Annotated in this window: 8 protein-coding genes; 1 reads left to right on the forward strand and 7 read right to left on the reverse strand. The window is 34.2% G+C overall.

Annotated elements, in window-relative coordinates:
- Nucleotides 1-75: 75 nt before the first annotated feature.
- Together EMTOL_RS18430 and leuS are read right to left on the reverse strand one after the other, a co-directional pair.
- A complete protein-coding gene (locus tag EMTOL_RS18430; protein WP_015030838.1) occupies nt 76-1386 on the reverse strand; it encodes a PQQ-dependent sugar dehydrogenase in 1311 nt (436 codons plus the stop codon).
- Between the two features lie 110 nt (nt 1387-1496).
- Nucleotides 1497-4307 (reverse strand): leucine--tRNA ligase, encoded by a 2811-nt coding sequence (gene leuS, locus EMTOL_RS18435; RefSeq protein WP_015030839.1) that lies wholly within the window; start codon nt 4305-4307, stop codon nt 1497-1499.
- 114 nt (nt 4308-4421) lie between these two features.
- Here leuS and EMTOL_RS18440 point away from each other — a divergent pair, with 114 nt between their 5' ends.
- Nucleotides 4422-5339 carry an SAM hydrolase/SAM-dependent halogenase family protein gene (locus EMTOL_RS18440; protein ID WP_015030840.1) on the forward strand — a complete coding sequence of 306 codons (918 nt, stop codon included), beginning with the start codon at nt 4422-4424 and terminating at the stop codon, nt 5337-5339.
- Nucleotides 5340-5410: 71 nt separating this feature from the next.
- Here EMTOL_RS18440 and EMTOL_RS18445 read toward each other — a convergent pair whose 3' ends face one another.
- From EMTOL_RS18445 to EMTOL_RS18465, 5 genes are all read right to left on the reverse strand, one after another.
- Nucleotides 5411-6850, reverse strand: a complete 1440-nt coding sequence (locus EMTOL_RS18445; protein WP_052315409.1) for a sodium:solute symporter family protein — start codon at nt 6848-6850, stop codon at nt 5411-5413.
- A 68-nt stretch (nt 6851-6918) separates the two neighbouring features.
- The gene (locus tag EMTOL_RS18450) at nt 6919-7851 is read right to left on the reverse strand and encodes a dihydrodipicolinate synthase family protein (protein WP_015030842.1); all 933 of its coding nucleotides are present in this window, start codon (nt 7849-7851) and stop codon (nt 6919-6921) included.
- 28 nt (nt 7852-7879) lie between these two features.
- A complete protein-coding gene (locus tag EMTOL_RS18455; RefSeq protein WP_305953272.1) occupies nt 7880-9235 on the reverse strand; it encodes a DUF3748 domain-containing protein in 1356 nt (451 codons plus the stop codon).
- A gap of 6 nt (nt 9236-9241) precedes the next feature.
- Nucleotides 9242-11449 (reverse strand): hypothetical protein, encoded by a 2208-nt coding sequence (locus EMTOL_RS18460; RefSeq protein WP_015030844.1) that lies wholly within the window; start codon nt 11447-11449, stop codon nt 9242-9244.
- Nucleotides 11446-12633, reverse strand: a complete 1188-nt coding sequence (locus EMTOL_RS18465; protein ID WP_015030845.1) for a sialidase family protein — start codon at nt 12631-12633, stop codon at nt 11446-11448. Before EMTOL_RS18465 ends, EMTOL_RS18460 begins: the two co-directional genes overlap by 4 nt.
- Between the last annotated feature and the right edge of the window lie 21 nt (nt 12634-12654).

Genomic DNA, 12654 nt, shown 5'->3' on the forward strand with positions numbered 1-12654 from the left:
AATAAATTAAAAAGCTCTTTTCTTCTAAAGAAAAGAGCTTTTTTTATGAAACTTGAATTTTCCAAAAAAATATTTTTAATTACAAGAATCAATTTGGGCAATGAAAACAGCTCCATTATCAACTTTAAATCCAGGATTCAAAGAAATCATTTTACTTGAAGAATAAAAGACTTCTCCACCATTTAATATTTGAGCTGAGCTTTCAATCAGATTAAGTGAACTAAAGTAATTTCTACCTGTTAAATTTGAGGTTATTGTTAGATTTTGTTCGTTTCCACAAGAAGTTATTTTATAAATTTTATCGAAAGTAGCCACATAGAGTTCGCCTGCATAATCTTCTCCAAAAGTTGTTGGATACTCCATAAGAACGCCTTTAAAATCATTGATTATAACATTATTGGTGTTTTTTAATAACCAAAATTTACCAGAATTATAATCAGCATAGCAATAAAAACCATTGAGAAAAGGATATTTACTTCCTCTATAGACATAACCCCCTGTAACTGAAGCTGGTAAATTACCATTAAAATTATATCCTTCATAAGTAATTATAGGAGAAACCAAGCTAACTGAATTAGGAGGACAATTTTGTGTTAGGTGCAACATATTTCCTTCATAGCAACTCCAACCAAAATTTTTATTCTCAAAATTACCAAATGGGAGGTAATCTATTTCTTCATAACTATCTTGGCCTACATCGCCAATCCACAAATCACCAGTTAGCTTATCAAAACTAAATTTCCAAGGATTTCGCAATCCAGCCGCAATGATTTCATCAGGAATGTTATCATTGGGAGTTTGATAAGGGTTTTCTATAGGTATTAAATTTTCAGAATCTACATTGAATCGAAGCAGCTTTCCCTTTAAAGAAGACATATTTTGTGCGTTATTATTCTCATCACCCAAAGAGAATCTTTCACCCGGTGCTCCATCACCAATAGTAGTGTATAAATAACCATCTTTTCCAAATTCTAAATCGCCCCCTTGATGACCAATATTATTGACAATACTAAACAATACGTTTTCTGAAGATTTATCTACTTGATTTTTATCATCACTCGATTTTAAAAATCTTGAAATTCTACAAGTATTATCTAATGTTCTGTATTTAACAAATAATTGACCGTTAGCTTGATAATTTGGATGAAATGCAACTGCCATTATCCAATCAGCATTACCTGTTAAATCTAAAAATGGATCTGCAAGTATAGAATTATTTTCAATTACTTTAATTTGGGTACCATCTACAACAAATAGTCTTTCGTCATAAGCATGGGCAATATCAACAATTGAGTTAAATCCACTGATATAAAAATTGGTTTGTAAACTAGGAGATTGGGCAAATATATTAAATGGAAAGAACCAAATAAGTAAAAAATATTTCATCAATAAAGACCTAAGTTTCGTTACAAAAATACAAAATCATTGATTTTTCAATGGTTTTGAGCAGAAAAAAAGAGCGACTATGTAGCCGCTCTTTTATGGTATATTTTTGATTAAATCACTACGTTAACTATTCGTTTTGGTACAACGATAATTTTTTTCGGAGAAGCTCCATCTAGCCATTTAATTACTAATTCATTGGCTAAAACTTGTTTTTCAATTTCTTCTTTACTCATATCAGCGGGGAAATTGAGTGTTGCACGAACTTTTCCATTTATTTGAATTGGATACTCAAATGAGTCTTCAACTAAATATTTCTCTTCGTGAGATGGAAAAGATTGTGCTGTAATGCTATCTGTATTCCCCAAAACATTCCACAGTTCTTCTGTTACGTGGGGAGCATAAGGAGAAAGAATAATTAATAATTGCTCAAGAATTGCTTTTTTATGGCATTTTAAGTCAGATAACTCATTTACACAAATCATAAATGAACTTACTGAAGTATTGAATGAAAATGCCTCAATGTCTTCGTTTACTTTCTTTATGGTTTTGTGTAATGATTTTAACTCATCCTTTGTTGGTTCTGCATCCACAACCAAATATTTGCCATTTTGGTCGAAGAACAAACGCCACAATTTACGTACAAAACGATAAGTTCCTTCAATCCCTCTTGTATCCCATGGTTTACTTTCAGTTAAAGGTCCTAAGAACATTTCGTAAAGGCGGAAAGTATCAGCACCGTATCTCTCAACAATTGTATCTGGATTAACTACATTGAACTTAGATTTCGACATTTTTTCAACTTCCGAGCCACAAACATACTTGCCTTTTGATGGACCATCATCTTCAAAAATAAATTGAGGGTTGTCTCCAATATCGTTTCTTGTTGCTTTGAATTTATCAATATCTAAAACATCATTTTCCACGATATTAACATCTACATGAAGTTTTGTCGTATCATATTTGTCTTTCAATCCGTATGAAACAAAAGTAACTTTCTCAGAATCTTTTACTCGATAAACAAAACTCGAACGACCCATAATCATTCCTTGATTAATAAGCTTCATCGCATACTCTTCTTGTGGAACATAGCCTCTATCTTTCAAAAATTTATTCCAGAAGCGACTGTATAACAAGTGTCCAGTGGCGTGTTCAGTTCCACCCAAATAGAGGTCAACATTTTGCCAGTAATCAATTGCTTCTTTTGATGCAAACTCTTGGTCATTGTTAGCATCCATGTATCTAAACCAGTACCAACTACTGCCAGCCCAGCCAGGCATTGTACTTAATTCATATGGGTTTCCATTGTAATTCCAACCTTCGGCACGGCCAAGTGGTGGTTCTCCATCTTCGGTTGGTAAGTATTTATCAATTTCTGGTAAAACCAATGGTAAATCATTCTTATCAATCAAATAAGGTAATGGATTCCCATTTTCATCATTTTTAAAGAAAACAGGAACTGGCTCACCCCAATATCTTTGACGAGCAAAAACGGCATCGCGTAAACGATAGTTTACTTTACCTTTACCCATTCCTTTTTCTTCTAACCAAGTGATTAATTTAGACGTAGCTTCTTTGTATTCAAGTCCATTAATCATTCCTGAATTTATGTACTTGCCTTCCTTCGTTGCATCTGCTTGATTTTCAATATCTGCTTGGCTATCAAGGATTTGTATAATTGGAAGATTGAAATGTGTAGCAAAATTCCAGTCACGTTGGTCTCCAGAAGGCACACCCATTACTGCTCCAGTACCATATCCAGCCAAAACATAATCAGCTATCCAAATTGGTACTTTCTCTCCATTGAATGGGTTGATACAATAACTGCCTGTAAAAGCCCCAGAAACTGTTCTTACATCTGACATACGGTCGAGTTCAGAACGTTTTTGTGTTTCTGCGATATAATTGTCAATGCTTTCCTTTTGTTGAGGAGTTGTTAAGGATGCAACAAGCTCATGCTCAGGAGCTAAAACCAAAAACGAGACTCCATAGATGGTATCAACACGCGTAGTGAATACTTCAATTTGTGTTTCTGGTTTATTTTCTACTCCAAACTTAACCATAGCACCAACTGAGCGGCCGATCCAATTACGTTGCTGTTCTTTTAATGAATCTGACCAATCAACTAAGTCTAAACCTGTAATTAAACGATCTGCATAAGCAGTGATTCTCATCATCCACTGCTGCATTTTTTTCTGAATTACAGGGTACCCTCCACGCTCCGAAACGCCATCTTTCACTTCATCATTTGAAAGAACCATCCCTAAAGCTGGACAGAAATTAACAACTGCCTCAGAAAGATAGGTCAAACGGTAATCTAATGAGATTTTATATTTTTCTGTTTCATTGAAATTATTCCATTCTTCTGCCGTAAAGTTTGGTGTTTCATCATTACATGCTGCTTTTGCACCTTTTGAACCGCTTTTTCCAAAGATTTCATAAAGTGTTTCAATTGGTTCAGCTTTATCTGATTCTTTGTTATACCAAGAATTGAATAATTCCATGAAAATCCACTGTGTCCATTTGTAATATTTGGCGTCAGAGGTTCTTACTTCTCTACTCCAGTCATAACAAAACCCAATCTTCTTTAACTGGCTTATGTAAGTGGTAATATTATTTTCGGTGGTAATCGCAGGGTGTTGACCAGTTTGAATGGCATATTGCTCAGCAGGCAAACCAAATGAGTCAAAACCCATAGGATGAAGTACATTAAAGCCCTTCAAACGCTTATATCTTGAATAAATATCGGTAGCAATGTAGCCGAGTGGATGACCTACGTGTAAACCAGCTCCCGATGGATATGGGAACATATCCAAAACATAGTATTTAGGTTTTGTATGGTCAATTTCTACTTTGTAAGTTTGGTTTTCTTCCCAAACTTGCTGCCATTTTTTCTCAATTTCTCGATGGTTGAACTCCGACATTTTCTATTTCAGAATGAGTGAATACTTTAGTTTTTAATAAAATTCCCGCAAAATTACAAATTAATGCTGTAACGTTGTTATTTTGTGTCTATAAAATCAAGCTATTGACAACCTATGACTCGAAAATTTCTAACAACGCTTTTGATTATTTTTTTAATTGCCTCATTATCAGTTTTTTATTCGGTGATTAATAAAACTCCCTCTCCTTTAGTTTTGATGACTGATTTTGGGGTAAAAGATGGAGCAGTTGCAGCAATGAAGGGTGTAGCACTCAAATTAGCACCAAACTTAACTATACATGACCTTACCCATGAAATTCCAGCGTATAATGTTTGGGAAGGTGCATATCGTCTGCAACAAACCGCTCAATATTGGCCATTGGGAACTGTGTTCGTGTGCGTGGTGGACCCAGGAGTGGGAACTGAACGAAAATCAATTATTTTGAAAACCAAGGCAAATCATTATTATGTAGGGCCAGACAATGGTTTGTTTACTTTAGTTGCAGAAAGTGAAGGAATTGAAGAAATTAGAGAAATTTCGGCCGCCAATCGTTTACCTAATTCTCAAAATTCTTACACTTTTTTTGGTAGAGATGTTTTTGCATTTGCTGGGGCAAAATTGGCGTCCAAAGGAATTTCGTTTGATGAGGTTGGCGTTCAAATACCCAATGACAAACTGATAATGTTGGAATACCCTAAACCAAAATTTGAAAATGGTATAATTTCAGCGGGAATTCCAATTTTGGATATACAATATGGAAATGTTTGGACAAACATTGATGTAAAAAACATCGAAAAATTGAATCTAAAAGTTGGTGATAGGATTTTGGTAAAGATTTTTAATGAAAATAATCTCGTGTATGAAGGTGATATGCCTTATGCACATACATTTGGAGATGTCAAAGAAGGAGAGGTGCTGAGTTATATGAATAGTTTAATGAATCTTTCTTTTGGAATAAATATGGGCGATTTTTCTAAGAAATTTGGCGTAGGAAGCGGGAATAATTGGAAAGTTGAGATAAGAAAAAAATAAAGCAAAAAAGGAAGTCTTCGTTCTAAACGAAGACTTCTTTAAAATTTAAAATTAGGGTTGAATATATTTTATTACTTACTTTTGAAAAGTACTGTGCTCAAAAATCCAACTATAAAAATTGACATTGTACCAAAAACAATCGTTAGATAATGATGCAAACTACTAGCATATTGTTTGTTTGAATCTTCTGTAAATACCAATGGAGAAATGCTCATGTATAGTATGATAATTATTCCTACTATTACCCCCCAAATGGCACCTTTTCTCTCAATTTTTTCTACAAATGCTCCCAAAAGGAAAAGACCAAGCATACCTCCACTAAATACTGAGGCTAATTTCCACCATGCATCCAAGGCACTTTTTACATTAATCATAGCAATTCCAATCGTTATTCCGATGATACCCAATATCAATGAAACGATGTAAAGTATTTTAATTGAAGACTTTTCAGTAAAAATTTTGTTAGAAGAAAATCTTTGAAAGTAATCGTATAAAATTACGGTTGCAGAACTATTGATACTCGTTGAAATAGTGCTCATCCCTGCTGCAAAAATAGAAGCAATGAGTATTCCAGTAAAACCCGAAGGAAGTTTATTGGCAATAAAAAATGGAAAAACCTTATCGCTTGCTGAACCAATTTCTGAAGGTAATTCTGTGGGAAATACTTCATAATATGCAAAAAGGGATGTACCAATTAAAAAGAAAATCAATGAAACTGGCAAATACATCATTCCACCCCAGAATGCCGATTTCTTAGCCTCTTTCTCCGAACTTGAAGCAATGTATCGTTGAACATAATTTTGGTCGATTCCAAAATTTTGTAAATTGATGAAAATTCCATAAATAAATACCACCCAAAAAGTTGATTCAGTTAGGCTTATATCAAAACTTCCTAAGCTAAACTTTTGATGTTCGATGGCTATTTTAAAGGTTTGGGCTGGACCTTCAGGCATAGCAAACCATAAGAAAAGTAAACACAAAACAGCACCCCCAATGAGTACGATACCTTGAATTGCATCTGTCCACATGACAGCTTCAATTCCACCCAATAATGAGTAAATGGTTACAGTCAGTCCAGTAATGATGATAATTGTTATGATATCCCAACCAAACATAGCATTTACGGGTAAGGCAAGTAAGTATAAAATAGTACCAATACGCATGATTTGGGTAAGTAAATAGCACATCGAAACATATACTCGGGCCCATAATCCAAATTTAGTTTCTAAATATGCATAAGCAGAAGGACTATTTATTTTTCGATAAATCGGTACAAAATATTTGACAGCAATTACGGAGGCAATTGGCAGTGATAAGCTGAATACAAAAGCATTCCAATTTGAAGAAAAAGCCGTTGCAGGTAGTGCCAAAAAGCTAATGCTACTGACAAATGTTGCAAAAATCGACATTGTCACTACCCAACTTGGAAATTTACTATCACCGATAGTGAATTCTGAAACAGTTTTGTCTTTTTTGTAGAATGAACTACCGTATACGGTAATTCCACCCATATAAACAAAGAATACAATTAAATCAAGGAGTTTCAATTTTTTATAGGTTTAGGGTTGATAAATAAAATTTATAGGATAGGTTTAATTTCATACATTTCACACAAAACTTTAAAAGAATCCATCAGTGCATTAAATCTTATAAAATCTGCATTTGACGGTGTTTCAGTAGGAATTCTTGAATTTGTCTCAATTTTTAAGCCTCTTTTCTGTAAAAATAATTTAGCTGAATATGGATAAAAAGTATGAGTGACTCTATCCATCATGGTAAGTAAAGCGTGAAGTTTATTTAACTTTTCTGTTCTACCATTTGCAAAATATTCTTGCAACAAATATGTATAGGGTTCTGGATAAAAGTTGGCAGAAATTGGCGAAATACCTCTTCCACCAAAATCTAAAGAATCGAGAGCTGTTGGGGTATCAGCATTGTAAAATCCAAAATTTGAATTTTTTACGGCATATAGTTTTTTTTCAATCGAAACAGAATTACAACTGGTGTCTTTGTGGTAGATAAATCTGCCTGTAGAAGCCATCCATGCCAACATTGAGGTACTTAATAATCTTTTATAGGGAACTGGACATTCATAAACCCCCAAAGGCATATCGCCAGTTACATTCATAATTTCTTCAAGTCGAGTTTTTAATACATCCTCACTTTCATCTGGCATGACGAGCATACTCGTTATAATTATAACTGCTTGAATACCTGTATCGTAAATTTCTTTGATAAATTCTGCATTTGATTTTCCTCCAAACTGAAAAGTTCCTGTGGCAACAACGGGTACTTTTCCTCCACTAAATTTTACTACGTTTTGAGTTAATTGTAGCCTTTCTGCATTAGTTAGTTGATACATTTCACTTGAAAGACAATTAGCAAATAATCCATTTGAACCTGCTTCTACATAAAAGTTGGTAAGCGATTCTAAACCATTATAATCAATTTCATTGCTTTTGGTTAGAGGAGTAATCATGACAGGCCAAAGGCCTTTGGGTAATTGGTTCATAAGAGGTTTAATAGGGGTTATGTTGAATTTATTTTTCTAAATTAATTAGAAATACTTGTTTAGTGTTTTTGATTAACCTATTGAAAGCCAATGATTTAGCATCGTGTGATACAACCAAATTGGTGGGAGAGGGAACGCTTGGTTTAGAAATCACTCTATAGCTGTCTTCGAAATTGCTAGGTCCCAGTTTTACTTGATTGATACTTCCTGCTTGAATATAGAAAATACTTTTTTCGATTGGATGCCATCTCAAACTTCCTTCTACATCAGTATTATGAAATGTGATTTGCTCCATTTTACCACCATTGGGAGATATGCAAAATATTTGTTTAACACCTTGATTATCTTTCGCAACAAAAGCCAAATATTCACCATCCGATGAGGCTCTAACAATACCAATACATCCTTTATATTTTTGTTTAGAAGTGAAGGTTAGTCGCCTTTGACTTGCTCCTTTGGGTGGCTGAGGAAGTTCTAATTCATTCCCTTCAAGTTTACCATAAATTCCTGCTTCTTCAATGTTTTCGGGTATATCAACCACAAAAACTTCATCAATATTTTCACCGTTTTCCTTTACCGTTCCTATAAATCCACGAGCCATTTGTTGTTGGCCATTTGGTTTTTTGTAGCCATTTTTACCAATCCAGCTATCACCAGCAGCGTGACTAATTTCATCCGAACCATCTTTGGGGTTTGGAACTACTTTTACAACAAGGGCACTGAACCATTCACCCGAAAAATTTTCATTGCTTGGATTATTAATTTGTATTTTTTGCCCCTTTTTAGAAATACCAATAGTTCTTAAATTATACCTATTTCCAGTTTTATCTTCAAGATTCTTCATGATGGCATCATTGTAGGTAAATCCAATCCAATTGCCATCTCCACTGAATTCATGTCGGTGTGTTCCTCCTCTTAATGCTCCTTTTGTGTAGGGATATTCAATATTTCGTGCATCCACCCAAATCCCTTTGTTGTCGTTATCTTCATCAATCATATATCCTGTACGACGCCATTGTTGATATGGGTTCTCTTTAGTAACACCCTTTAAACCATGGATAAATACAATTTGGTTAGCTACTGGCGAATAACTTGCGGCACCCACACCTGGTCCCCAAAAATGATTATTGGGAACTTGATAGACTACTTTCTTTTCACCAGTAAGCACATTTACTTTTTCAATCCTATTTGACTCCGCAATTCCACCATCATCGGTTCGAGTATCATAAACAAGCCATTGATTATCAGGTGAAAAATTATCATTGTTGTCTAAATCGTGGTGATACGTTAAGTCGTTGGTTAACTGAATTTCCTCAAAATATTGTGGCATTTGCTTATAACTACAAGTGAAAAATAAAATGATTATGGCTGAAATAATTTTCATCGAAACTTATTTTTGTGGTGGACTAATGACTCCTAAATATCTTCCAAGCCAATAGGGTAGAAGCCAAATATCTCCTGCACTATGTTCTGAAGTACCATTTCCACGCATTCTATCTAAATTAAACATATTGGCATTATGCCTTTGAATTGGGCGTTCGTCTGGTGGTAGAACTTCTTTGATAGTTTGAGTTCTAAAGTTTTCTGGTAATTTTTCAATGTCTTTTCTATGACTATTAGAAATATTCCAGTCAATTAAATCAAGTGGATGTTCACGAAGATACCAAGCCGCTTCATTCAAATCAAAACTTGAAGTACCCGTAAGTGCCGTAAAAATGTTCCAAAGTCCTTCTTTTTCAGGTCTTTCTGTCTGCCAATGGTCAATAATCGCTTTTTTATAATGTGCTTTTAGTGTATCATTGAACGCATATCGGTAAAGCCCCCAATAACCCAAAAAATACATTTCATCATCCGAATGATTCCACGCATCAGACATTTTCTTGCTATGTTCATCAGCATCTTCAGGAGCATAGCCAATTTCTTTCATGGGTCTCATCAGATTTTCAAAATAGCCATGTTTCTTCATTAATTCAAAGGCTTTTTCCTTGTAAATGGTTTTTTTAGTAAAATGATAAGCTGTTTGTAGCATTGCGACGATATTAGAAGAATTAAGTTTTCTATCACCAACATTTTTAGGGAATGAATTTACATAACTCGGATTCCACTTACCCCATGTGGTTGGTTTACCGTCATAATCAATTAAGTAGAAATCATTTTTAATGATATGGCTCATTAAGGTATCAATGAGCTTAATGGAGCGTTTTCGAAGGGAATTATCGTTGATTAACTCTGCTATGGCTCCATAAACAAAAATATGTCCAATGGCCTCGTCGCTACTTGTGGTAGATTTCCAGTCCCATTCTTTATCTTGGGCGTGTTGCCACCTTTCGGGGTCGGCTAATTGTTTGATGTAGCCACTTCTTTCAAAAGACCTTGAAGGAAATCCTGGAATGCCATTGATTGTAAACAATCGTTCCATTGCATCTAATGATTCTCTACAATTTTGTAATGCATCTTCCGATTTTGTAACTACATACCTAAAAACTTCAGCCCCCAAATACATAGAAGTCCAAAGTCCATCATTATCAGAATCTGCTAAGAAACCCGTTGATAAATCTCCCTTTGCCATTCCTTCAATCGAAGCATTGAAGCCATTTCTGATGTGTCGAGTTCTGACTTGTTTTTCATAGAAATCAGCCTTCTCTGCTAAAGTCATTTTTTGGAAAAATATTTCAGCTAAACCAGATTTTGTAAGAATTAAAGCCGAATTGTTTTTCCCTTCCGAAATTTGAATAATATCATTATTTGGAAGCCATCTTTCACCATTGTAGTAGTCAATTTTTTCATTTTGACTGATAGAAAAACAACCATTATTTGTGCCAATCCATAGTTTTTCTCCGATTGATTTAATTGTAGTAATATTAGTGGAAGGTAATTTGGTGACTTTTGAACCTAAAACTCTTTTGTGTAAATAATCAAATCGGTAAAATCCATCATTTGTACCAATAATAATCAATTTTTTGCTTGGAATTAATTCAAAAGCAGTTAAATCTTCACCTTCAAAAACTTTTGTAGAATGATTTTTTTCAATTGAAAATGTATGTATGGAATGTTTGGTAAGTACCCAAAACAAATGATCACTAAATTTTATATCTGTGATTTCTTCATCTATTGAAGAGCTCCAAATAGTTTTATTTTGATTGATTAATTCCAATTTTTTACCATCCGAAACCAGAAATTGAAAATCTGAGCCAGCAGAAAAGAGCTTTGTGTTTTTAAGTTGAAATTTACTCATTAAACTTCCTGCCCACGCATTGCTAAAAATTGAGTTTTCCTCAAGAAAAACAAATTGATTTTGAAATAATCCGATGTCTAACAGATGTTTATGTTGAATTGTACGATAGCTTTTATCTGCTTTTAATTTACCAGCTTTTAAAAATGCACCATCGACAGGAATCAACAAACCATTAGTAGATAGTACTTTAATATTCCCATTCCTATCAGTGAAGACTTTTTTTAATTGAATCTTATCATTATCAGAATAATACTTGATACTGTAATCCTGCAAAAATGGTTTATCAAGATAAACAGGTTGTTTAGATTGTGAAAAAACAGTTAAACCAAGAAGATTGATTAGTATAAATAAAGTATATTTCATGGTTCTAGTGGAATTAGTTTTGGGTCAACTATTACATATTTAATTGATTTTTTGTCTTTTTCAAGATGATAGGAATAAGTTAAGTGTATAAGTCCATCTTCCGTTTGAATGAGACTTGGATAGGAAAAGCTCCCTTTATTTGGTTCTACATTTTCGAGTTTGGTCTTCCATTTCCAAGTTTTTCCTTCATCATCCGATAAAAAAAGGCTCAATCTGTATCTTCCATCATCAATATCATTACCCAAAAATGCCCATCTTCCATCTTTTAGAACCAAAAGTTCAACACTAGCAGTGTTAGGAATTTTGGTCTTTGAGCTTGCTTTCCAAGTTTCACCTAAATCCGTTGATTCGCTTTCATGCACTCGAGACGGGTCATCGCCACTATCCCTCATCAAGGCATAAAGATTACCGTTCTTTTTTTGAATAACGGCGGGCTGGATAGGTCCTCTACCAACTAATGGTAAACTTGGATGCCAACTTGTGCCATCATCATCTGATATGGCCATTAATGACATATTAAATCCATCTGAATATAAGGGCAGAACAATTCTATTGTTTGGTAATAAAAGTGGTTTAATTCTCGTCATCCAGCCAATACTTCTTTTGGTGGGGTCATTACTTGCAATGTTAATTGATTCATCATATTTTGGTGCGTAACCAGCCCATCCAGCAGTTGGAGGAGGTAATTCTTTAAGTCTTTTGTTTACCTCTTTAGCAAATTCATCATCGGGTTTTAAAAGAATATTATCTTGCCAAGACCAAACTGGTGGACCACTTTTTTGATAATCGGTAGAAGTTCTGAATCTTAAAATTGATTGTTCCCATTTATTAGCTTGTACCGCAATCCAAACTAAAAAGAGTTTCTTTTCATGGTTGAGAAATAAAACTGGGTTGCAATCGGGAATATTGGGGGTATCGGCCATTAAAAAAGGCTCAGACCATGTTTTTTTGCCTTTTTCGAGTCTTGCACCCATAATTTTTACATCGTCAGAAGTACGTTCACCACTTCCGTAGAACCAAACACATAGATAATCCCCATTAGGTAAATTTACCAAACTACTAGCGTGTGTATGTTTTTCTTGAATGGGAAAGATTAAACTTGCATGTAATATTGGAGAATTTTGTGCATAGATTTTGTCCAAAAACACATTAAAAATAAGCAAAAATAATATTTTTCTTTTCATGGAGGGAGTGAAGGTTGAATG

This window comes from Emticicia oligotrophica DSM 17448, assembly GCF_000263195.1.
Classification (GTDB): Bacteria; Bacteroidota; Bacteroidia; order Cytophagales; family Spirosomataceae; genus Emticicia; species Emticicia oligotrophica.

Coding starts and splice junctions, on each gene's coding strand:
- leuS (WP_015030839.1), bottom strand. CDS start 4,307: ATGTCGGAGTTCAACCATCGAGAAATTGAGAAAAAATGGCAGCAAGTT.
- EMTOL_RS18455 (WP_305953272.1), bottom strand. CDS start 9,235: ATGAAAATTATTTCAGCCATAATCATTTTATTTTTCACTTGTAGTTAT.
- EMTOL_RS18465 (WP_015030845.1), bottom strand. CDS start 12,633: ATGAAAAGAAAAATATTATTTTTGCTTATTTTTAATGTGTTTTTGGAC.
- EMTOL_RS18460 (WP_015030844.1), bottom strand. CDS start 11,449: ATGAAATATACTTTATTTATACTAATCAATCTTCTTGGTTTAACTGTT.
- EMTOL_RS18445 (WP_052315409.1), bottom strand. CDS start 6,850: ATGGGTGGAATTACCGTATACGGTAGTTCATTCTACAAAAAAGACAAA.
- EMTOL_RS18430 (WP_015030838.1), bottom strand. CDS start 1,386: ATGAAATATTTTTTACTTATTTGGTTCTTTCCATTTAATATATTTGCC.
- EMTOL_RS18440 (WP_015030840.1), top strand. CDS start 4,422: ATGACTCGAAAATTTCTAACAACGCTTTTGATTATTTTTTTAATTGCC.
- EMTOL_RS18450 (WP_015030842.1), bottom strand. CDS start 7,851: ATGAACCAATTACCCAAAGGCCTTTGGCCTGTCATGATTACTCCTCTA.